The sequence below is a fragment of the Microbaculum mangrovi genome (genome assembly GCF_051390635.1).
Classification (GTDB): Bacteria; Pseudomonadota; Alphaproteobacteria; order Rhizobiales; family Tepidamorphaceae; genus Microbaculum.
Genome location: NZ_JBPODT010000003.1, coordinates 807,430 through 827,268 on the forward strand (window position 1 = coordinate 807,430; position 19,839 = coordinate 827,268).

At 63.6% G+C, this 19,839-nt stretch carries 24 protein-coding genes; 20 read left to right on the top strand and 4 right to left on the bottom strand.

What is annotated here, in order from left to right; translation table 11 throughout:
- The first annotated feature begins 62 nt into the window (after nt 1-62).
- The 17 genes from ACSF9G_RS16580 (at nt 63) to ACSF9G_RS16660 (ending at nt 12,486) form a co-directional block, all read left to right on the top strand.
- Complete coding sequence (locus ACSF9G_RS16580) at nt 63-1,139, top strand: lipoate--protein ligase (RefSeq protein WP_436643209.1); 1,077 nt, start codon at nt 63-65, stop codon at nt 1,137-1,139.
- Between the two features lies 1 nt (nt 1,140).
- Nucleotides 1,141-1,950 (top strand): type 1 glutamine amidotransferase, encoded by an 810-nt coding sequence (locus tag ACSF9G_RS16585; RefSeq protein WP_436643210.1) that lies wholly within the window; start codon nt 1,141-1,143, stop codon nt 1,948-1,950.
- A 149-nt stretch (nt 1,951-2,099) separates the two neighbouring features.
- On the top strand, nt 2,100-2,480 hold the full coding sequence (locus ACSF9G_RS16590; protein ID WP_261617415.1) for a DsrE family protein: 381 nt from the start codon (nt 2,100-2,102) through the stop codon (nt 2,478-2,480).
- Between the two features lie 25 nt (nt 2,481-2,505).
- Entirely contained in the window at nt 2,506-3,252 is a 747-nt protein-coding gene (locus ACSF9G_RS16595) for a 4Fe-4S dicluster domain-containing protein (RefSeq protein ID WP_436643211.1), read from the top strand.
- A gap of 62 nt (nt 3,253-3,314) precedes the next feature.
- Nucleotides 3,315-4,688: a heterodisulfide reductase-related iron-sulfur binding cluster gene (locus ACSF9G_RS16600; protein ID WP_436643212.1), complete on the top strand. Its 1,374-nt coding sequence runs from the start codon at nt 3,315-3,317 to the stop codon at nt 4,686-4,688.
- Nucleotides 4,685-5,737 carry an FAD-dependent oxidoreductase gene (locus ACSF9G_RS16605; RefSeq protein ID WP_436643213.1) on the top strand — a complete coding sequence of 351 codons (1,053 nt, stop codon included), beginning with the start codon at nt 4,685-4,687 and terminating at the stop codon, nt 5,735-5,737. Before ACSF9G_RS16600 ends, ACSF9G_RS16605 begins: the two co-directional genes overlap by 4 nt.
- The gene (locus ACSF9G_RS16610; protein WP_436643214.1) at nt 5,737-6,609 is read left to right on the top strand and encodes a hypothetical protein; all 873 of its coding nucleotides are present in this window, start codon (nt 5,737-5,739) and stop codon (nt 6,607-6,609) included. The genes ACSF9G_RS16605 and ACSF9G_RS16610 overlap by 1 nt, the downstream gene beginning before the upstream one ends.
- A gap of 10 nt (nt 6,610-6,619) precedes the next feature.
- The gene (locus tag ACSF9G_RS16615; RefSeq protein ID WP_436643215.1) at nt 6,620-7,366 is read left to right on the top strand and encodes a 4Fe-4S dicluster domain-containing protein; all 747 of its coding nucleotides are present in this window, start codon (nt 6,620-6,622) and stop codon (nt 7,364-7,366) included.
- Nucleotides 7,366-8,289, top strand: coding sequence for a CoB--CoM heterodisulfide reductase iron-sulfur subunit B family protein (locus ACSF9G_RS16620; protein WP_436643216.1), 924 nt, complete (start codon nt 7,366-7,368; stop codon nt 8,287-8,289). Before ACSF9G_RS16615 ends, ACSF9G_RS16620 begins: the two co-directional genes overlap by 1 nt.
- Nucleotides 8,289-8,762, top strand: a complete 474-nt coding sequence (locus tag ACSF9G_RS16625) for a hypothetical protein (protein WP_436643217.1) — start codon at nt 8,289-8,291, stop codon at nt 8,760-8,762. Before ACSF9G_RS16620 ends, ACSF9G_RS16625 begins: the two co-directional genes overlap by 1 nt.
- A gap of 16 nt (nt 8,763-8,778) precedes the next feature.
- Nucleotides 8,779-9,216, top strand: coding sequence for a biotin/lipoyl attachment domain-containing protein (locus ACSF9G_RS16630; protein WP_436643218.1), 438 nt, complete (start codon nt 8,779-8,781; stop codon nt 9,214-9,216).
- Between the two features lie 76 nt (nt 9,217-9,292).
- Entirely contained in the window at nt 9,293-9,805 is a 513-nt protein-coding gene (dsrE2, locus tag ACSF9G_RS16635; RefSeq protein ID WP_436643219.1) for a sulfur carrier protein DsrE2, read from the top strand.
- A 38-nt stretch (nt 9,806-9,843) separates the two neighbouring features.
- Nucleotides 9,844-10,071: a sulfurtransferase TusA family protein gene (locus tag ACSF9G_RS16640; RefSeq protein ID WP_436643220.1), complete on the top strand. Its 228-nt coding sequence runs from the start codon at nt 9,844-9,846 to the stop codon at nt 10,069-10,071.
- Nucleotides 10,072-10,099: 28 nt separating this feature from the next.
- A complete protein-coding gene (locus tag ACSF9G_RS16645; RefSeq protein WP_436643221.1) occupies nt 10,100-10,495 on the top strand; it encodes a hypothetical protein in 396 nt (131 codons plus the stop codon).
- A gap of 22 nt (nt 10,496-10,517) precedes the next feature.
- Nucleotides 10,518-10,748, top strand: a complete 231-nt coding sequence (locus tag ACSF9G_RS16650; RefSeq protein ID WP_436643222.1) for a sulfurtransferase TusA family protein — start codon at nt 10,518-10,520, stop codon at nt 10,746-10,748.
- 72 nt (nt 10,749-10,820) lie between these two features.
- On the top strand, nt 10,821-11,960 hold the full coding sequence (locus ACSF9G_RS16655; RefSeq protein ID WP_436643223.1) for an NAD(P)/FAD-dependent oxidoreductase: 1,140 nt from the start codon (nt 10,821-10,823) through the stop codon (nt 11,958-11,960).
- Nucleotides 11,961-11,970: 10 nt separating this feature from the next.
- On the top strand, nt 11,971-12,486 hold the full coding sequence (locus tag ACSF9G_RS16660) for a helical membrane plugin domain-containing protein (protein WP_436643224.1): 516 nt from the start codon (nt 11,971-11,973) through the stop codon (nt 12,484-12,486).
- A gap of 59 nt (nt 12,487-12,545) precedes the next feature.
- On the opposite strand, the gene ACSF9G_RS16665 is transcribed toward ACSF9G_RS16660, so the two are convergent.
- Nucleotides 12,546-13,244: a L,D-transpeptidase gene (locus tag ACSF9G_RS16665; protein ID WP_436643225.1), complete on the bottom strand. Its 699-nt coding sequence runs from the start codon at nt 13,242-13,244 to the stop codon at nt 12,546-12,548.
- Nucleotides 13,245-13,867: 623 nt separating this feature from the next.
- On the opposite strand from ACSF9G_RS16665, the gene ACSF9G_RS16670 reads away from it, so the two are divergent.
- The gene (locus ACSF9G_RS16670; protein WP_436643274.1) at nt 13,868-14,674 is read left to right on the top strand and encodes a DUF2189 domain-containing protein; all 807 of its coding nucleotides are present in this window, start codon (nt 13,868-13,870) and stop codon (nt 14,672-14,674) included.
- A gap of 121 nt (nt 14,675-14,795) precedes the next feature.
- On the opposite strand, the gene ACSF9G_RS16675 is transcribed toward ACSF9G_RS16670, so the two are convergent.
- Nucleotides 14,796-15,737 carry an NAD(P)H-dependent flavin oxidoreductase gene (locus tag ACSF9G_RS16675; RefSeq protein WP_436643226.1) on the bottom strand — a complete coding sequence of 314 codons (942 nt, stop codon included), beginning with the start codon at nt 15,735-15,737 and terminating at the stop codon, nt 14,796-14,798.
- Nucleotides 15,738-15,896: 159 nt separating this feature from the next.
- On the opposite strand from ACSF9G_RS16675, the gene ACSF9G_RS16680 reads away from it, so the two are divergent.
- Complete coding sequence (locus tag ACSF9G_RS16680; protein ID WP_436643227.1) at nt 15,897-17,531, top strand: GMC family oxidoreductase; 1,635 nt, start codon at nt 15,897-15,899, stop codon at nt 17,529-17,531.
- Nucleotides 17,532-17,535: 4 nt separating this feature from the next.
- Here the strand turns inward: ACSF9G_RS16680 and ACSF9G_RS16685 are convergent, their stop codons facing one another.
- Nucleotides 17,536-17,997 (bottom strand): protoglobin domain-containing protein, encoded by a 462-nt coding sequence (locus ACSF9G_RS16685; protein ID WP_436643228.1) that lies wholly within the window; start codon nt 17,995-17,997, stop codon nt 17,536-17,538.
- Between the two features lie 473 nt (nt 17,998-18,470).
- Between ACSF9G_RS16685 and ACSF9G_RS16690 the strand changes: the two genes are divergently transcribed.
- Nucleotides 18,471-18,902, top strand: coding sequence for a DUF3775 domain-containing protein (locus tag ACSF9G_RS16690; protein WP_425256286.1), 432 nt, complete (start codon nt 18,471-18,473; stop codon nt 18,900-18,902).
- A gap of 40 nt (nt 18,903-18,942) precedes the next feature.
- Here the strand turns inward: ACSF9G_RS16690 and ACSF9G_RS16695 are convergent, their stop codons facing one another.
- Entirely contained in the window at nt 18,943-19,788 is an 846-nt protein-coding gene (locus ACSF9G_RS16695; RefSeq protein WP_436643229.1) for an endo alpha-1,4 polygalactosaminidase, read from the bottom strand.
- Between the last annotated feature and the right edge of the window lie 51 nt (nt 19,789-19,839).

Sequence of the window (19,839 nt, forward strand, 5' to 3'; positions counted from 1 at the left end):
TCGAGTGAGAGTGGCGCCCGTCGGCGAACGTCGACGGGGGTCAGGTCATTTCGGAGGTAGGAATGCGGCTTCGCGTCATAGATTTCGGATCGGTTTCCCCGCTACGCAGCCAGGCGGGCTTTCACGGGATGGCACGGGCGATGGGCCCGGACGACGATCCGGTGCTGACGCTGACCAACCCGGACGATCCCTATGTTTGCGTGGGCCTGCATCAGGAGATCGCCAAGGAAGTCGACGAGGATTTCTGCAAGGCCAGAAACCTGCCGATCTTCCGCCGCCGTATCGGTGGCGGCGCCGTCTATCTCGACCGCAACCAGCTGTTCACGCACTTCATCTATCCGCGCAAGAAGGCGCCGGAATTCGCGGTCAACCTCTACCCGATGTTTATCGAGCCGGTGGTGCGGACCTACCAGGACCTCGGCGTCAACGCCGTGTATCGTCCGGTAAACGACATCCAGGTCGACGGCCGCAAGATCGGCGGTACTGGCGCGGCCTCGATCGGCGAGGCGACGGTGATGGCCGGCAGCTTCATGTACGACTTCGACACCGCCAACATGGCGCGCTGCCTCAAGGTTCCCTCCGAGAAGTTTCGCGACAAGCTGAAGACGACCCTCGACGACTACATGACGACGATGGTCAAGCAGATGGACGAGGTGCCGGACCGCTCGCATCTGATCACCCTGTTCCTCAAGCATTGCGCCGGGGCGCTCGGCGTGACGCCGGAAATGTCCGAGCCGACCGAGGCCGAGATGAAGGCCATCGAGGAAGAGGAGAGGGCGCTTTCCGATCCCGAGTGGACCTACAAGCAGGGCCGCAAATTCGTCGACATGGGCGTCAAGATTTCCGCCGGGATGCATCTGACCGAAAGCGCCCACAAGGCACCGGGCGGCATGCTTCGCGTCCACCTGCTCGAGCGCGACGGCAAGATCGCCGACCTGATGATCTCCGGCGACTTCACCTGCCTGCCTCCCGGCGGCATCGACCGGCTGGCCGAGCGGCTTGTCGGCGAGAACCTGGACTTCGATGGTCTCGCCGCGGCGGCCGCCAGCGGTTTCAAGGAGATCGGCATCGAGATGCCGGGCGTCGAGCCCGCCGACATCGCCACAACCGTCATGGCGGCCAAGGAGGCATCGACCTGACATGACCTGCGGACCGGCCCTTCAGTTCACGTTGAAGAAGCTCGCCTCGGCCACGGGCGAGGCGGTCGAGGAGGAGCGCTCGCCGTTCTTCACCGCGCCGATGAAGACGATCTGCGTCCTCCAGCATACCGAGACCGAGTATCTCGGCCTGATGGAAGACCATCTGGAGGCCCGCTCGGTCCGCTTCCTCTATTCCCGTCCGTTCACCGCCGGCGGCAAGATTCCGCCGGACGCCGAAGGATTTGACGGCCTGGTGGTGCTTGGCGCCGGCCCGCTCGGCGTCGTCAGCGGCAACCTAGTGCCGAGCCTCGGCCCCGAACTGCGGCTGATCGCCGATTTCATCAATCGCGGTCTGCCGGTGATCGGCATCGGTCTCGGCGCGGTCATGGTCGCCACGGCGACCGGCGGCGGCGCCGAGGAAGCGCCGCTGCGTTTCACCGTTTCGACGGCCCATCGCAAGAGCGACGATGCCCTCAAGGGATTTCTGCCGGACTCGTTTCCGGTTGGGGTCTACATGCGCGACCGTCCGGTGCTGCCGGAAGGCGCAACGGTGCTGGCCGCCGATGACGACGGTGAGCCTCTGGTTTTCCAGATCGGCGACAACGTCTTCGGGTTTGTCGGCCATCCCGGCATCAAGTCGGCCATGGTCGAGGACCTGATCATGGAATTCGACGAGTGCCCCGATAATACCGCGGCGACGCTGGAAACTTTGCGCGACGCGCAGGGGCAGATCGCCGGGGCGCTGACCCCGATCATGGTTGGCCTCGTGATGAGCGCCGAATGGATGTCGGAGCAAGGACTTGGGCAATAAATGCGATTGCTCGGAATGCGGGTCGTAATTTCCTTGCGTTGGACGCATTCAAAAATTAGAATATGAAAATCAATATAGGTAGGAAGCAAATCGACCACCTTTTCGGGAAGGTCGAAGTCGGGACAGCCACAAGGAGAGGTGTACTGTAAATGGCGAGCAAGCTCATCATCGTGATGGTCAACACGGATCCTCGCAACGGCGAGGAACTGGGTGCGCCCTTTTTCCAGGCGACCGTTGCCGCGGCCATGGACTACGAGGTCGACGTCGTCTGCACGGCGACCGCCGGCCAGCTGATGAAGAAGGGCGTCGCGGAAAAGCTGTACGTCAAGGAAGGCTCTCCGAAGACCGTCTACGAGTTCATCAAGGACGCTCATGATGCCGGCGTGAAGTTCTATTGCTGCTCGCCGAACCTCGATCTCTTCGACATGACCGAAGACGACCTGATCCCCGAATGCGAAGGCATCGTCGGTGGCGCCAAGGTCATCGAGGACATCATGGAAGACGACGACGCGAAGGTGCTGACCTACTAAAGCGGCAGACCAGGGAGCACGCGCTATGCACGCAACAGGCGAACGCAATCCCATAGGCGATCCGGTATCGGAACATCCCGTGATGCCCAGGGAGGATCTCGAGGAGATCTTCGAGGACATCCGCTCGCACATGCTGTTCGACCACGAGTTGCACGGCTGCCTCAACTGCGGCATCTGCACGGCCACGTGCCCGGCCGCGTTCTATTACGACTATTCCCCGCGCGAGATCGTCCAGCTCCTCTGGACCGAGAATCTCGAGGGCGTCTACGACGCCATGCAAGAGAAGATCTGGGCCTGCGCCCAGTGCTACACCTGCGCCGCGCGCTGCCCGTTCGAGAACTCGCCCGGTGGCCTCGTCATGATCATGCGCGAGGTGGCGATCAAGCACGGCATGCAGTCGGCCAAGGACGTGCTGCGGCCGTTCTCGCGGGTGCTGCTGAAGGTCATCTCGACCGGCAACCAGCTCGCCCCGAACATGATCACCCGCGAGGCGTTCCCGGACTGGGGTCCGAACGTCTCGAAGGTCGAGGCGCCGCTCAACATCCTGCGCAAGGCGATCCCCGTACCGACCATGCACACCATGGACACGGCCTGGGAAGTGAACCTGAAGACCTCGGTCGAGCTCTATTCGATCTGGGAGGCGACGGGCGTCCTCGACCAGCTCGAGATCGTCGACGAGAACCTGTTCGATGTCGTCTCCGACGTCATGGACGAGAAGCGCGACGAATACGAGGAATGGCTCGAGGAACAGGAAGAAGACGAGGACGAGTAGTCCCCCGGTATTTCGCCAGAAGAACCGCAAACGTCGGCGCCCAAAAGCACTAGGAGGAGAAATTGGACAACTCTGATACCGAGAATACGGCCTTTAAGGGCTTCGGTTCCGACTGGAAGCCGTCCAATCTGACGCCTGGCGAGGCCCAGCAGGCCACCTCCTGGGTGGAGGCCCGCATCAACAAGCGTTCGATGCTTACCAAGAAGGATCGCGTCGAGGACATCCGCGACGCCATGTGGCAGCTCGAGAAGGACGGCGAGATCCTCGTCCACCGTGTCGACGAACGGCACGACCCGGTCATGGCCAAGACGCTGTACGGCTGGGACAAGAAGATTCCGACCAACAATCTCTGGCACCACAAGTCGTGCGGCCAGTGCGGCAACATCCCCGGCTATCCGTCGAGCGTGATGTGGCTCATGAACGAGTTGGATATCAACTATCTCGACGAGACCGATCAGACCTCGTGCACGGCCTGGAACTATCACGGCTCCGGCATCGGCAACGTGGTCAGCCTCGCCGCGGTCTTCCTGCGCAATTTCCACCAGGCCTATGTCTCGGCGAAGGCGCAGGGCCTGGACATGGGGACTTACTACCCGCTGGTCCATTGCGGCACCTCCTTCGGCAACTACAAGGAGATGCGCATCTTCCTCATGCAATCCGCGGAGCTGCGCGAGGAGGTGAAGAAGATCCTCGGCAAGCTCGGCCGACTGATCGACGGCAAGCTCCTGATCCCCGAGGAAGTCGTCCACTACTCCGAGTGGCTGCACGTGATGCGCCACCGCCTGCAGGAACGTCAGAAGATCGACGTGTCGAGTGTCCGCGCGACGATCCATCCCGCCTGCCACGTCTACAAGATGGTGCCGGAGGACGTGATCTACGACGACACCGTGCTGAACGGCGACCGCGTTGCTGTCTCCACCGGTCTGATGGAGACGCTCGGCGCCGAGGTCGTCGACTATTCGACCTGGTACGACTGCTGCGGCTTCGGCTTCCGCCACATCATCGGCGAGCGCGAGTTCACCCGCTCCTTCGCCATCGACCGCAAGATCAAGGTAGCGGTCGAGGAAGCCCGCGCCGACGTGATGATCGGCCACGACACCGGCTGCATTACTACGCTCGACAAGAACCAGTGGATCGGCAAGGCGGTCGACAAGGTCTACGCCCTGCCGATCATGGCGGACTGCCAGTTCGCCGCGCTGGCGCTTGGCGCCCACCCCTACAAGCTCGCCCAGCTGCACTGGCACGCCTCGCCCTTCGAGCAGCTGCTGGAGAAGATCGGCATCGACTGGGAGAAGGCCAAGGTCGAGTTCGAAAGCTACCTGGAAGAGGTCAAGGCCGGCAGGATCGAGACGCTGTACGATCCCAAGCGCGCCATCACCTCCGGTCCGGGCTACGTCAATCCGAAGGTACTCGCCGCTTCGGGAGGAGATGAATGAGTAAGCCAGTTCTTATCGTCGGCGGTGGTCCCGCCGGTCTGTCCGCGGCCCAGTCCCTGGCCGCGGCCGGGCAGTCGGCGGTGATTGTCGACAAGGCCGACCGCCTCGGCGGCTCCCCGATCCTGTCGGGATACGCCAAGCTCGTCCCCTCGGGACAATGGGCCAAGGACGCCATCGGCGGCATGGTCTCCCGCGTCGAAGACGACAGCAGCGTCACTGTTCATCTCAACACGACGGTGAAGAGTTTCGCCGGAGAGCCCGGCGACTTCACCGCGACGCTGTCCGACGGCACCGAGGTGAAGGCGAGCGCGACGATCCTGACCACCGGCTTCACCCATTTCGACTCCGTCAATAAGCCGGAATGGGGCTTCGGCACCTATCCCGACGTGGTGACGACGACCCAGGTCGAGCAGATGATCTCGTCCGGCAAGGGCGTGCGTTGCCCCTCCGATGGCCGCAAGCCCGATCGCGTCGCGATCCTGCTCTGCGTCGGCTCGCGCGATCGCCAGATCGGCCGCGAGTGGTGCTCGAAGATCTGCTGCACGGTGTCCTCCAACCTCGCCATGGAGATCCGCGAGGAGCTGCCGCAGTGCAACGTCTACATCTACTACATGGATATCCGCACCTTCGGCCTCTACGAGGACCTCTACTACTGGCAGAGCCAGGAGGAGCATAAGGTCAAGTACATCAAGGCGCGCATCGCCGAGGTGACGTCGGACGGCAAGCGGCTGATCGTCAAGGGCGAGGACACCCTGGTCAAACGCCCGATCACCATTCCCTTCGACATGGTGGTGCACGCCATCGGCATGGACCCGAACGTCGACAACATGACGCTGTCGGCCATCTTCGACGTCAAGCTGGAGAAGCACGGCCACATCGAGAAGGCCTCGACCTATTCGTCGATGTCGCACACCTCGCGTCCCGGCGTCTTCGTCGCCGGCGCCGCGACGGGACCGGAGACGATCGACGACTCCATTGCCCAGGGTCAGTCGGCCGCGATGGCGGCGCTGACGCTTGCGCGCACGCCCGTGCGCGAGGCTGCCGAGTAATGTGGCCGATCGGCGCAGTCAGGCCCAAGGCCCCGGCGCCGTCAGGACCGGTTCTCGACCTGTCGGGGCCAGTGCTCCGGCGCGCGTTCGAGCATCTGGCCGAGTCCGCCGAGGACACCGGCGGCGTCGAGCGCTATGTCGGCGCGTTGGCGCTGAAGGCCTCGCTTTTCGAGGAAGTGCTCGGCAAGGGCAAGGTCGCGGAGCTGGCCGAGCCGGAGTTCTACGATCTCGCCGCCTTCATAACCCCGGCCCGCCGACGTATCGGCGCCTGGCTCGGAAAGCACGGCTTTGTCGATATGCGCCGGCGGCTGGAAGCGTTGCTAGAGGGCTGGTCCGACGTCTCCACGACGGACGATCGCATGGCCGCGTTCATCAAGGGGTTCCCGGCCGATCGCGAGCATCGCTGGGTCCGCGATCTTGCCGCCGAGGTGCTGCATTTCACCGCGCCGGAACGCTATCCGCTGATGACGCGCTGGATGTGGGACGCCCGCGTCAACACCGGGGTCCTGCGCGAGATCTGGTTCTCCAACGACGGCCGCGAGGCCGGCAATATTGACGTTGCCGACGATTTCGCGACGTTCCGGGTGCTGCGCGAGGAACTGGAAGGCTTCCTGCACGAAAACGGCGTGTTCCGCGAGTTGCCGTTCTACATGGACCTGCTCTGCGCGCACGTCTACGCGGACTACATAAACGATAAGGGCAGTCAGTTTCTGCGGGCCGATTTCTGTGGCAGCGCCAAGACGGATGCCATGGCGCACACGCGCCGCCTGCTCGGCCTCGATGCTGTCGATACCGAGTCTGGCCGCACCCGCCTGAAACTGATCGACGGTGAAGCCTACGTGCTGGGCGAGCCGCGCCGGCTGACAAGCTGAGGAAACGCTAATGCCGATCCATGAGAAGTCACTGATCCGGCCGGAGAACCTGGTCACCCACGAACATCTGGAGCTCGATGGTATCGACGTATCCGGTCATTGGTCGACCTTCATCGAAAGCCGCGAGATCACCGACTACAACGAACAGATGCAGGACGAGATCGCCGCGCTTCCCGGCGGCGAGTTTATCCATCGCTGCTGGCAGTGTGGCTCCTGCACCAACGCCTGCACCGTCAACGCCCTCAACCCGGACTTCAACCCGCGCTACTGGATCTATCTGATCCGCATGGGTTTCGAGGACGAGCTGGTGCGCGACAAGGACATCATCTGGCAGTGCGTGTCCTGCAACAAATGTACCTATGCCTGCCCCCGCGACGTCTTCCCGGAAGGGGTCATGAAGGCGACCTCGCACTGGCTGGAGCTCAAGGGCTACACCAAGAAGTCGCCGGCGATGGTGTTCGACGAGGAGTTTTCCTCGCAGGTCTTCGCCACCGGCAAGATCGAGGACGGCAAGGTGCTGCGGCGGTTCTTCGCGCGCACCGGTCAGTCCCTGTTCCAGGACTGGCTCATCGCCCTGGTTCGCGGCCTGCTGACGCAACTGCCGGTCAGCCTGCTGATGAAGATGGGACTTGCCTCCGTGTTCCATCCGCGTACCCGCAACTGGGACGCGGCGAGCGCGGCGATCGCCGAATATGTCACCGAGCGCAAGGAAGCTGACCGGCGTGCACTTGGACTCGATACTCAGGGAGCGGAATGATGACTGGCAAGCACAAGAAGGTCGCCTACTACCCGGGCTGCGCGCTCGAGGGCACCGGGCACGCCTACAACCGCTCCACCAAGGCGGTCGGCAAGGCGCTGGATCTCGATCTGGTCGAGCTGAAGAACTGGAACTGCTGCGGCGCGATGGAGGTCAAGAACATCGATCCCAAGCTGCAGACCTATCTGTCGGCGCGCAATCTCACGATCGCCGAGGACATGGGCTTCGATACCGTGATGGCGCCCTGCAACGGCTGCTATCACAATCTCAAGAAGGCCGAGTACGACCTGGCGAACGACGAAGGCTCGCGCGAGGTGACGCATCGCCTGTCGTCGAAGGCGGGCCACAAGACCTACGAGGCCGGCAAGGTCGAGACGATCCATGCTCTCGACTGGATCAAGGACTCGATCGGCGAAGAGGGCATCAAGGCGCGGGTGAAGAACTCGCTGAAGGGCCTGAAGGTCGCCAACTACTATGGCTGCATGTATACGCGCCCCCGGCACATCTTCCCCGAGAAGGACAAGGGGCCGGGCTCGGAATCGACGTTGCAGCCGCACTTCATGGACGACATTCTCGCTGCCGCGGGCGCCGAGAACGTCAACTATCCGCTGAAGACGGCCTGCTGCGGCGGTGCCCATACGCTGTCGGATTCCGACACCTCGACAAAGCTGGTGCTCAACCTGCTGACCACGGCCGAGGCATGCGGCGCCGATGTGATCGCCACCGAATGCCCGACCTGCCATACGGGTCTGGAGATGCACCAGGTCCGCGCCGAGAAGGTGCTCGGCCGCAAAACCAGTGTGAAGATCCTCTACTTCACCCAGCTTCTGGGCATCGCGCTGGGCCTGTCGCAGCGCCAGGTCGGCGTGCAGGAGAATCTCTCCAACGCCACCGATCTGTTGCACGAGAAAGGGCTGGTCTGATGGAACACACCGCTCCGCCGACCTTCGACGCCATGTCGGAGCGCGTTGACTGGTTCGTCGAGGCGCCGGACGCGATATTGGCCACCGACGCGCTGGACCTCGCCGATGAACTGCTGGTGATCGGCGAAGCGGTTCTCGTACGCTGGCTGGTCGCGCACGACCGCGAGCCGACCGACGGTCAGGTCGAGGGATTCCGGCTGTTGGCGCTGCACCGTCAGGCGGCGAAGGGCGATCCGAGCTTCAACGCCTGCCGGGAGTCCTGCCGCGAACTCGTCTATCACCGCAATCTCGTCCACGACGATCCCTCTGCGGAGGATGTCGTTCGAAATCTGCGTTTCGGTGCTATGGTGGCGCGCCACCTGGTATTATTTGTTGGTGGCAAGCTGGATAATTCCGGGCTCGGCGAGTTCTGCTGCTCGTCGCGGCCCTTGCGTCAAGATGAAACGGCGCAGGGCGGCGCCCGGCACTTATGAACTCAAGGAGCGACTAATGGCTACTGTACGCGGCTGCGACCTTCCCGACGATCTGCTCTACGACGTCGACAACAACATCTGGTACCGCGACAATGGCGACGGCACGCTGACGCTCGGCATGACCGCCGTCGCTTCGGCGATGGCCGGTGAGCTCGTCGCCTTCACGCCCAAGAAGGCGGGGCGTTCGGTGAAGGCCGGCAAGTCCTGCGCTACCATCGAGTCGGGCAAGTGGGTCGGACCCGCCAAGGTCGCTTTCGATGCGGATGTGATCGAGGTCAATGAAGATCTCAGCGCCAACCCCAAGATGGCCAATGCCGATCCGTACGGCGGCGGCTGGCTGGTCAAGATCAAGCCGAGTGATCCCGACGCCGCGGGCGGCCTGACGCCCGGCAGCGCCGTGGCAGGTCCCTACGAAGCCAAGATGGCGGCCGACGAATTCGCCGGTTGCGCCTAGACCCTAGGATGCGGTCGGGCAGGGGATCGTCTCCGTGCCCGGCTCGTAAGGCGACAACAGACAGGAGGACGGCATCGTGAGCACGCAAACCGCAGGTGCCGATTTGGCAAATAACAAGAGCATGTCGATCATCGTGACCAAAGGGTCGCTCGACTGGGCCTACCCGCCGTTCATTCTGGCGACGACGGCCGCGGCGATGGGTCTGAACGTGACGATGTTCTTCACCTTCTACGGCCTCGCCCTTCTGAAGAAGAAGCTCAACCTCGGCGTGACGCCGCTGGGCAATCCGGCGATGGAGATGCCGATGATGGGCATGCATATCGGCATGCCGAACATCGCCTCGGCCATTCCTGGCGTCGACGCGGCGGCGACCGTGATGATGAAGAATCTCATCAAGAAGAAGGGCGTCGCCTCGATCGAGGAGCTTCGCGAGATGGCCCTCGAGGCCGACGTCAACATGATCGCCTGTCAGATGACCATGGATCTGTTCGAGTACACCAAGGACGACATGATCGAAGGCCCGGTTCTCGGTGGCGCCGCCACCTATATCGAGACGGCGACCAAGAGCGACATCAACCTGTTCATCTGAACGACCGAGCAATCACTGTAGTATTCGGAGAAAAAAACATGGCCGACCAGGTCCTCGACGTCAAAGGTCTGAACTGCCCGCTTCCCATTCTGCGCGCCAAGAAGACGCTCAAGGACATGCCCTTGGGTGCGACCCTGGAGGTGATCGCAACCGATCCCGGTGCGGTGAAGGACTTCGAGGCCTTCTGCCGTACGACCGGCAACGAACTGTTGGATTCGAAGGAAGAGGGCGGCAGCTTCACCTTCGTCATCAAGCACACCGCGTGATCTCGGCGCCGGGACAGGGAACAGGGCCATGACGCAACCGCTATACATCCTGCTTTGCTCCGGCGAGCATGAGAAGGTGCAGATGGCGGCTATGATGGCGTCCGTCGGAGCCGTTTCCGAGCGTCCCGTCGAGGTGTTCGTCTCGATGAACGCCATGTTCGCCTTCGAGAAGGGCGTGGACGCCGGCAAGCGCTACCAGGGTGGCGCGTTCTCTACGCTTTTGAAGGAGAAGAAGGCGCCCGACGCCGTCATGCTGTTTCAGCAGGGCAAGGATCTCGGCGATTTGAAGATGTGGGCCTGTTCCATGGCGCTCGACGTCAAGGGATGGGAGCTGGACCGGCTCGAGGACGGCCTGTTCGACGGCGCGCTCGGCCTGACCAAGTTCCTGTCGGACGCCGAAAACGGCCAGTTCATTTCGTTGTAGGGAAAGATAAAGGCTCGCCTGGATGGCTCAGAGAACCAAGATCGACGCGCGCGGCGCTTTTTGTCCTGGCCCGCTTATGGAGCTCATCGCGGCGCTGAAGCTGGTCGAGATCGGCGACGAGATCGAGGTCCTGTCGAGCGACAAGGGGTCCGCCGACGACATCCCTGAATGGGTCAACAAGGTGAAGCACGAGATGGTCGGTATCAACAAGGAGGGCGACCACTGGTCGATCGTCGTGCGTAAGGCCAAGTAAGCTTCGAAACGGCTCCACGGGATCGCGCCATCGGGGCGCGGCGGGAGGGATGCCGATTGGGGAGGGAAATCCATGGCTAAGAAAATACTGATTGTCGGCGGGGGTCTCGCCGGCACGATTGTTGCCAACGGCCTGTGCCGACAGCTTCACGAGGAAATGTCCTCGGGCGCCGTCTCCATCACCATGCTGGGGACGTCCGACACCCACATGTACCAGCCGGGCCTCTTGTACATTCCGTTCGGCCGCATGCGCGAGGCAGAGCTGTTCCGCCCGCAACGCAAGGTGCTGAACCGCAAGGTTCCCTACTATATCGATCCGGCCAAGCACATCGACGTCGAGAACAAGGCGGTCACGACCGAGTCCGGCAAGACCTACGACTACGACTACCTGGTGATCGCGACCGGGTCGCGCATTCGTCCCGATAACATTCCAGGCATGGTCGAAGGCGGCCACTGGTTCTACGATCTGGATGGCGCCCGCAAGCTGCGCGAAGCGCTCGACGACTTCCAGGGCGGCAAGATCGTCCTCAACGTCAACGTGCCGCACAAGTGCCCTGTGGCGCCGCTCGAAGTCACCTTCATGCTGAAGGACTTCCTCGAGTCAAAGGGCGTCCTCGACAAGAGCGAGATTACCTATACCTATCCGATCGGCCGGCTGCACACGCTGGAGCCCGTGGCCGCCTGGGCGGTGCCCGAGTTCGAGAAGCACGGGATCAAGTCGGAGACCTTCTTCAATACCAAGGATGTCGATCCCGCCGCGAAGACGATCACGTCTGAAGAGGGCACGACGCTTCCCTACGACCTGCTCATCACCATACCGCCGCACACCGGCCAGCAGGTCATCCTCGACTCCGATCTCGGCGCCGGCGGCTGGGTGCCCACCGAGCGCAATACGCTTCTGCGCGAAGGCTCCTCCGACGTCTTCATTTGCGGCGACACCACCAACCTGCCGATCTCGAAAGCCGGCTCGACCGCGCATTTCGAGGCAGACACGATCATCGACAACCTGACCTCGCTCATCAAGGAAGGTCGCTGGGCGCGCCATTACGACGGCAAGGTCTTCTGCTTCGTCGAGACCGGCCTGAACACCGGAACCTATGTGTGGTTCAACTACACGACGCCTCCCAATCCAGGTCCGCCGTCGCAGATGATCCACTGGTTCAAGCTCGCCTATAACCGGCTTTATTGGCTGTCGGCCCGCGGCTTGCTGTGAGGAGGCGACGATGACCGACTCAAACAACCCGCCAGCCGACGAAATGGCACGGCTGACGCTGGCCATACGCGAGGCCCTCACCGACTCGATGGTCGAGCGCCTCGCGATCACCGGCGGCAGCGCCTTCGAGCTGGTCGACCGGCTCAACGACGAGCAAACGAGCGAGGCCGTTCACGGCCTTCTCGACCGGCTCACCGAGCTGCACAAGGTCGGAGCCCTCGATACCCTGTTCGAGCTTGTGCTGTTGATGCACGCCGCCCGCAACGCCTCGACCGACAATATCGTCGAGCGGATGTTCATGTTCTTCGAGCAGATGATCAATACCGTCGGCAACGAGGCGATGGGCACGCTGGCCGAAAACACCCGCGAGGCACTGGAGGAGGCGGCCGAAGAGACCGCTCGCAAGCCCGCGAAAGGGGGGATGCTCGCAACCGTTTCGATGCTGTCGAAGCCGGAGGCGCAGAAGAGCCTGGCCTTCCTGCTGGCCTTCTCGGAGAAGCTGCAGGAGCGCGCCGCGAACGCCTAGGCGCTCGCGGCTTTTGCGAACGAACGAGACGGCCGGGCGGTTTTCCGCCCGGCCGTTTTTTACGCCAGCGCGCCCGGCATCTGCGAGGCCCGCACGACTACGCGCGCGCCGTTCGGCACGCGGTCATGGAGATCGATGATGTCTTGGTTGAGGAGCCGGATGCATCCCGACGAGACCGCCTTGCCGATCGTCCACGCCTCCGGCGAGCCGTGGATCCGGTAGAGCGTGTCCTCGCCGTTCTGGAACAGGTAGAGCGCCCGGGCGCCCAGGGGGTTCGTCGGCCCGGGCGGATAGCTGCCGTTCGCTGCCGAATACTGCGCAAGCTCCGGTTCGCGTGCGATCATCTCCGCGGGCGGTGTCCATTTCGGCCAGCGCCGCTTGTACTGGACCTTGGCCTCGCCAGCCCATTCGAACCCGGCCTTGCCGACGCCGATGCCGTAACGCATCGCCGTGCCGCTCGGCTCGACGAAATGAAGATAGTAGGCGCTCGGATCGACGACGAGGGTGCCGGGTGCTTCGCCGGTCGGGTCGGGCACCCGCTGGCGCCAGTAGCGCTTCGGGACGACGTTGGCCGGCACGGCCTCGAGCGGATACGGTTCGTCGTCCACCGCGGCATAGAAGAGCGGCATCGTCGGGGCGATGGGACTGAGAGAAGCTGCGGAATCCGCGGTGGGGGTCATGCAACCGGCAAGCCCGCCGGAAAGGCCCGTTGCCGCGATGACCCCGCCAGCCCTGAGCAGGCTGCGACGTGTCAACATGATGTACTCCTGTCTGATCGAATGAAGTGCAACGCAAGCGTTGCGGGATTTGGCGATCAGACCGATCTGGGTGGGTCGAGAAGGCCCGTCGGCCGGAAGGGCTTGCACCAGCGTCCCAGGGACATGTCGGCGCGTAACGACGGTTTTGTCGTCAAGGCTTCCGGTACCGGGATCAGCACTGCGAACCCAATGCTGCACGGACCAGGGGCGACGCCCGTCAGGGCACGCGTGCAGCGGGTCTTGTTAAGTGTCTGCGCAACTGCCGGCGGTTCAGCCGTCCGCGGTCGGACGGGGACACCTCCGGCTTCCGTCGCCACGAAGGTGGCGGCGGCCCCGGCGTGTGCCGGGAGGGCTGCGAACAGTAACAACAGACCCATAAGTAGACCGGACAATCCTTTCATGTTGCGGTGCATATAAGCGGGGTGTGGCGAAAGCAAGGATCGTTGACGGCAATCGGATTGCTTAGCGGTGTTGTGTTGCAAATTGGCCGGAAACGGAAACAGCAGGGCGCACCTTGGCCTCGTGCTGATCCCGTTGCAGAATAGCGTCAGGGTGACGATTGGCGACGGCAATGATCGCCGCACCCGGAGGAAAACGCAGGAGGGAAAGAGGGGTTGGCTTACGTGGCAGCCGGGCCCGCTGAAGCGGGCGATGTGGCGACGGCACGCAAGGCTGTGCCGACCATCAACCAGATCTCCTTCGCCGACGTCCGTGCGTCACTCGGCGACGGATTGCGCGATCTGCAGCGGGCGCCCGCCTGCGGCGTGGCCATCGGCGCGTTCTACGCCGTCGGCGGAATGGTGATCTATCTGCTCACCAGTTGGGCCGGGCTGTTCTACCTGACCTATCCGATGGCGGCCGGCTTCGTGCTATTGGGGCCCTTCGCCGCGATCGCGCTCTACGAGGTCAGCCGCCGGCTGGAGGCGGGCGAGCCGCGATCGCTCGGCCGGGTCTTCGGCGTCGTCACGGGGACGGGCGGACGCAGCCTGGGCTGGATGCCGATGCTCAACCTGTTCGTGTTCTTCATCTGGATCGACGTGGCCGCCGCGATCTATCTCGGCTTTTTCGGGCTGCGCCGGTTCGATCTGGTGAGTCTCGTCACCGAGGCGCTGACCACCCCGCATGGCCTGATCTTCCTCGTGGCCGGAAATGCGATCGGAGCGGTATTCGCCGTGCTCGTGTTCACGACGACCGTGGTCGGCTATCCGCTGCTGCTCGACCGCGACACCGATTTCATTACCGCGATCGTCACCAGCTGGAAGGCGGTGCGCGCCAACCCCCTGCCGATGCTGTCTTTTGGCGTGATCGTCGGGGTGCTGACCTTTCTCGCGATCCTGCCGGCCTTGCTCGGCCTGATCATTGTCCTCCCCGTCCTCGGCCATGCCACCTGGCACCTGTACCGGCGCGTGGTGAGCTGGCCCGAGCCCTGAGCGCGCGGCGTACATCCGCGCCTTTTTTCGCGCGATCCCGCACAAGCCGGAACCGGCGCCGGGCAGCGACGCGGGAAAGGACTGCTAGTCCGGGGCAGGGCGTCCGGCTAGCCCGGTCCGGCTAGCCGGACCGGCCCATCGCCTCATGGTAGTCGCTGGCAAGCTGTGCGCACAGATCGGCGGCCGAGGGAATGTCGTGGATCAGTCCCACGCCCTGGCCGGCCGACCAGATGTTCTTCCAGGCCCGGAACTCGTGCTGACCGACCTCGATCTCGCCAGGCGGTGGCAGATTGTCGGGATCGAGCCCCGCCGCCTCGATGCTCGGACGCAGGAAGTTCGCGTTCACGCCGCTGATCGACGGCGTGTAGACGATGTCGGACGCCCGGGCGTCCAGCAGCATCTGCTTGTAGACCACGGGCGCCATGCTCTCCTTCGTCGCGATGAAGCGCGTGCCGAAATAGCCCATGTCTGCGCCGATCAAGCGTGCCGCTACGACATGGGCGCCCGTCGACAGGGCGCCGGACAGGACCACCGTGCCGTCGAACATTCGCTTGATCTCCGGTACCAGGGCGAAGGGGCTCATCGTCCCCGCGTGGCCACCGGCACCGGCGCACACCGCGATGATGCCGTCGACGCCGGCCTCCACCGCCTTTTCGGCGTGGCGCAGATTGATGACGTCGTGGAACACGAGCCCGCCATAGGCGTGGACCGCGTCGACGACGTCGCGCACCGCCCCGAGCGAGGTGATCACCAGCGGAACCTTGTGCTCGACGGTGATCTTCAGATCCGCTTCCACCCGCTTGTTCGATCGATGGACGATCAGGTTGACGCCGTGGGGTGCCGGCCCCGGACGGTCGCCGCAATCCGCCGTCGCCAGCCGCTCCTCGATTTCCCTGAGCCAGTCCGCATAACCTTCGCTGGTGCGCTGGTTGAGCGCCGGAAAGGTTCCGACGATCCCCGCCCGGCAGGACTCCACTACGAGGTCGGGGCCGGAAACCAGAAACATCGGCGCGGCGATGGCGGGGACGGCGAGGCGCCCCTCGAAAGATTTCGGCAATGGCATGCAGGATCCGTCCGGTTTTCTGACGCGGGTCGAAAATGCAACGCACCTTTACCCGCCCCCGCTTGCCCGCGACAACGCTTCACAGCGAGATTTCGGGCAATATAGTCGGACGGAAGAGCGGTCGCCGGCGTCCCGGAGTACAGCGAGGAGATCCCCGAAGTGCCCGATAGCTCATTGAGTGCGTCGTCCATCGGCACCTTCGACTACGTCGTCGCCGGCGCCGGATCCGCCGGCTGCGTGCTGGCCAATCGCCTTTCCGCCGACCCGCGCAACCGCGTTCTGGTGCTCGAAGGCGGCGGACTCGACAACTGGATCTGGTTCCATATCCCCGTCGGCTATCTGTTCGCCATCGGCAATCCGCGCTCCGACTGGATGTTCCGGACCGCCGAGGAGCCCGGCCTCAACGGCCGCTCGCTGGCCTATCCGCGCGGCAAGGTGATCGGCGGCTGCTCGGCGATCAACGCGATGATCTACATGCGCGGTCAGGCGGCCGATTACGACGGCTGGCGCCAGCTGGGGCTGACCGGCTGGGGCTGGGACGATGTGCTTCCCTATTTCCTGAAGCACGAGGACCATGTCGATCCGCCCAACGGCATGCATCGGTCCGGCGGCGAATGGCGTGTCGAGCATCCGCGGGTGCACTGGGAAATCCTGGACCGGATCCGGGACGCGGCGGAACAGGCTGGGATCGCGAAGGTCGACGACTTCAATTCGGGCGACAACGAGGGCTGCGCCTATTTCCACGTGAACCAGAAGATGGGCCGGCGCTGGAGCGCGGCCCGCGGCTTCCTCAAGCCGGTCCTCAAGCGCCGGAACCTGCGGCTGGAAACGGGGGTGACGGTCGACCGCGTGCTGTTCGAGGGCAGGAAGGCGGTCGGGATCGAGTTCGTGAAGGACGGCAGGCGCCTGGTCGCCCGCGCCAACGGCGAGGTGATCCTGTCGGCGGGCGCGGTCGCCTCGCCGGTTATCCTGGAATCCTCGGGTATTGGCGATGGCGAACGGCTGAAGGCGCAGGACATCGCGCCGGTCCACCATCTGCCCGGTGTCGGCGAGAACCTGCAGGATCACCTTCAGATCCGGCCGATCTACAAGGTGCGGGGCATCGAGACCCTCAACGACATCTACGCCAGTCCGGTCCGGCGCGCGCTGATGGCGGTCGACTACGCGCTGCGCCGCAAGGGGCCGCTGACGATGGCGCCCTCGCAGATGGGCGCCTTCACCAGTTCGTCGCCAGACTACGCCACCGCCAATATCGAGTTCCACTTCCAGCCGCTGTCGCTGGATGCCTGGGGCGAGGGGCTACACCCGTTCTCCGCCTTCACCGCGAGCGTCTGCAACCTGCGCCCGTCGAGCCGAGGCAGCGTCCATCTGAAGCGCGACGGAGAGGGCGCCGCCCCCGATATCCGGCCAAACTATCTGTCGACCGACGAGGACCGGCGCGTCGCCGTCGATGGTTTGCGCATGGCCCGCAGGATCGTCGCGCAGCCGGCGCTACGGCCGCATAGCCCGGAAGAATACAAGCCCGGCGCCCATGTCGAGACCGACGAGGATCTGGTCGTCGCCGCCGGCGATCTCGGCACCACGATCTTCCACCCGGTCGGCACCGCCAGGATGGGTGTCGACACCGACCCGATGGCGGTTCTCGACGAGCGCCTGCGGGTGCGCGGCGTCGCGGGTTTGCGGGTGATCGATGCATCGGCGATGCCCCGCATCACATCGGGCAACACCAACTCGCCGACCATGATGATCGCGGAGAAGGGCGCGGAGATGATCGTCCGGGACGCGAAGGGCTGAGGAACTACAGGACCTCGGCGCTGTAAGGCGCCATCGCATGCACCATGTCGATGGCGATCGCTTTCGTGACCGCCTCGACCATTTTGGCCGAATGCTCACGCTCTTCTCCCGGGATCCCGCAGATTGCGCCGCTCACGAGCGACAGGATCTTCAGGTAGGACAGGACATAGAGGTCCTGCGGCAGGCCGATTTCCAGGTGCCGGATGGCGATTCGACGCGCCGTGTTCTCGTAGGTCTCATCGAAACTGCCCTGGAACAGCTGGTGCCAGTGGTCTTTCTGCCGCTTTTTCAGGTCTTCGCGCCGTACGCCATAGGTTTCCGGTCCGGAGTCGATTTTGTCGAGGGACCTGTAGAATTCGTCGAGGATCGTATCGAGCAGCGGTCGAACGACGTCGTACGCTTCGTGCAGCCACCTACGGTCTTTTTCGGTGAAATCGAGAAACGCAATGCCGGCAGAAGACTCCATCCATTCCCCCAGAAAGTCTTGTTTGTCTTGCTGGGCTGGATCGTGCGCTGGTATTATTAATATTCTCTTGGATGGCATTCAGGTATTCACAATATCAATATTAAATAAAATGCGGTCCCATTGTTGTCATTCTCGATCTCGTTGTGCAGACCCGAAACTATGAGCAATTTTGCGCCATTCATCAGCGGTTGGAAGCAGTCGGAGTGGCGTTTTTCACCATCTGGTCGAATCTGCGACTTCTTGGAAAACGGCCGGCGCGGGCAGCGCGACCTGATCCTTCGCTCTTGATGCACATTGCGGCAAGTCGCCCATTATCGACGCCGGACCGGTGTCTCGGGGCGATCAGGTCGGCCGTCATTAGGTCGCACTGAAAGCATTGCCTCGATTGACCTCCCGCAAGGCGGCTGGCATGGATTGCTCTATCGAACATTGGCGGTCGGCTATTACGGCTGCCTCAATCCGGAGTGCCCGCCATGGCCCCTGATCCAGCTTCGATGCCGGAACTGTCGATTTCGGCGGAAACCGTCTGTTTCCTCATCGTGAAGGCGCGCGAGTTCGACGCGAAGGATCAGGTCAGCGAACCCGATCCGGGATCGAATGCCGCCGACGACCACATGATCTCGGTGCTCGAGGACCACGGCGACGACCCGAGCGTCCAGGAGATCACGCAGACGATCGACGCGCTCGACGTCGACGAGCAGGTCGATCTGGTCACGCTCGCCTGGCTCGGGCGCGGCGACTACACGGTGGCCGATTGGGCCGAATTGCGCGACGAGGCCGCCGGCGCCCATAACAACAGGACGGCGTCCTACCTGCTTGGCATGCCGCTGCTGCCGGACCACCTCGAAGAGGGCCTGTCGATGCTCGGCATGTCCTGCGAGGAATTCGAGATGGGACGGCTCTAGATCCCGCCGTTCCAAAGTGCGGGGCCGAGGCTCGCGGCGCCTAGGGGCATCGCTGGACGCTCTTGTCGAGATCGAGGGATTTGACGATCAGCGAGATGTCGGCCGCGTCCGTCGTGGCGCAGACCGCGTCCAGGTCGAACGGCTTTCCCTCGTCCGACCAGGCTTCGGGATACTCGGCGTCGAAGACCAGCTTGCCGGCGGCGCGATAGACGACCGCGTCGCCGCAGAAATCGTACAGCGCGCAGTCTTCCAGAAGCAGCGCGCCGAAATGGCGCTGTAGCCTGCCGGCAAGCTCGGGGGCGTTCTTCTGGATCGGAACGAGGCCGATGCGCGTGGCCTTGCGGGCAAGTGCGCGGGCATAGCGGACCGCATGACGCTTGCGGATCTTGAACCCGGTACGGTTGGCATAGCCGTCGAGATTGTCGAACTCGATCATGTCGAAGCCCTTGGACCGGCAGCGCTTCATGCGCTTGACCATCAGCGGCAGAAACACCTTGTAGCGGGCGAAATTCAGCCACCGCTCGTCGGGCCAGTCGGGGTACTTCCTGCCGATGATGAGTGGATTGCCCCTTCGGCGCTGCTTGCGATCGAGTTTCCGGAACGCCCGGCGATCCGGCCGCCAGTTTTCAAGCGTGCCGGCGGAGATGTAGCAGATCGCCGTCGTCCCGTTAGCCTTCGCCGCGGCGACGAAGTCTGCCGGGGTGTCGAACGCGTCGGTATCGAGATAGTCGACCACCGGAGGCGGCGACGGCAGCCGCCCGCTGAGGATCCAGTCCCAGGTGACCGAGGAATCGGCGCGTGCGCCGGACGAAAGGCCCAGGCACGCCAGTCCAAGCACGAGAACGCGGGCACCCGGGGCGAAGGCGGGCGGGAGGCGGTCGATCATCGGCGGTCCTTTCGCACGCGGTACATGACCGTAGCGACGAACGTGCCGTCA

Bases quoted from the DNA above. Each gene is read 5' to 3' on its own strand.
- ACSF9G_RS16580 (WP_436643209.1), top strand. From the start codon at position 63: ATGCGGCTTCGCGTCATAGATTTCGGATCGGTTTCCCCGCTACGCAGC.
- ACSF9G_RS16585 (WP_436643210.1), top strand. From the start codon at position 1,141: ATGACCTGCGGACCGGCCCTTCAGTTCACGTTGAAGAAGCTCGCCTCG.
- ACSF9G_RS16590 (WP_261617415.1), top strand. From the start codon at position 2,100: ATGGCGAGCAAGCTCATCATCGTGATGGTCAACACGGATCCTCGCAAC.
- ACSF9G_RS16595 (WP_436643211.1), top strand. From the start codon at position 2,506: ATGCACGCAACAGGCGAACGCAATCCCATAGGCGATCCGGTATCGGAA.
- ACSF9G_RS16605 (WP_436643213.1), top strand. From the start codon at position 4,685: ATGAGTAAGCCAGTTCTTATCGTCGGCGGTGGTCCCGCCGGTCTGTCC.
- ACSF9G_RS16610 (WP_436643214.1), top strand. From the start codon at position 5,737: ATGTGGCCGATCGGCGCAGTCAGGCCCAAGGCCCCGGCGCCGTCAGGA.
- ACSF9G_RS16615 (WP_436643215.1), top strand. From the start codon at position 6,620: ATGCCGATCCATGAGAAGTCACTGATCCGGCCGGAGAACCTGGTCACC.
- ACSF9G_RS16620 (WP_436643216.1), top strand. From the start codon at position 7,366: ATGACTGGCAAGCACAAGAAGGTCGCCTACTACCCGGGCTGCGCGCTC.
- ACSF9G_RS16625 (WP_436643217.1), top strand. From the start codon at position 8,289: ATGGAACACACCGCTCCGCCGACCTTCGACGCCATGTCGGAGCGCGTT.
- ACSF9G_RS16630 (WP_436643218.1), top strand. From the start codon at position 8,779: ATGGCTACTGTACGCGGCTGCGACCTTCCCGACGATCTGCTCTACGAC.
- ACSF9G_RS16640 (WP_436643220.1), top strand. From the start codon at position 9,844: ATGGCCGACCAGGTCCTCGACGTCAAAGGTCTGAACTGCCCGCTTCCC.
- ACSF9G_RS16645 (WP_436643221.1), top strand. From the start codon at position 10,100: ATGACGCAACCGCTATACATCCTGCTTTGCTCCGGCGAGCATGAGAAG.
- ACSF9G_RS16650 (WP_436643222.1), top strand. From the start codon at position 10,518: ATGGCTCAGAGAACCAAGATCGACGCGCGCGGCGCTTTTTGTCCTGGC.
- ACSF9G_RS16655 (WP_436643223.1), top strand. From the start codon at position 10,821: ATGGCTAAGAAAATACTGATTGTCGGCGGGGGTCTCGCCGGCACGATT.
- ACSF9G_RS16660 (WP_436643224.1), top strand. From the start codon at position 11,971: ATGACCGACTCAAACAACCCGCCAGCCGACGAAATGGCACGGCTGACG.
- ACSF9G_RS16665 (WP_436643225.1), bottom strand. From the start codon at position 13,244: ATGTTGACACGTCGCAGCCTGCTCAGGGCTGGCGGGGTCATCGCGGCA.
- ACSF9G_RS16675 (WP_436643226.1), bottom strand. From the start codon at position 15,737: ATGCCATTGCCGAAATCTTTCGAGGGGCGCCTCGCCGTCCCCGCCATC.
- ACSF9G_RS16685 (WP_436643228.1), bottom strand. From the start codon at position 17,997: ATGGAGTCTTCTGCCGGCATTGCGTTTCTCGATTTCACCGAAAAAGAC.
- ACSF9G_RS16690 (WP_425256286.1), top strand. From the start codon at position 18,471: ATGGCCCCTGATCCAGCTTCGATGCCGGAACTGTCGATTTCGGCGGAA.
- ACSF9G_RS16695 (WP_436643229.1), bottom strand. From the start codon at position 19,788: ATGATCGACCGCCTCCCGCCCGCCTTCGCCCCGGGTGCCCGCGTTCTC.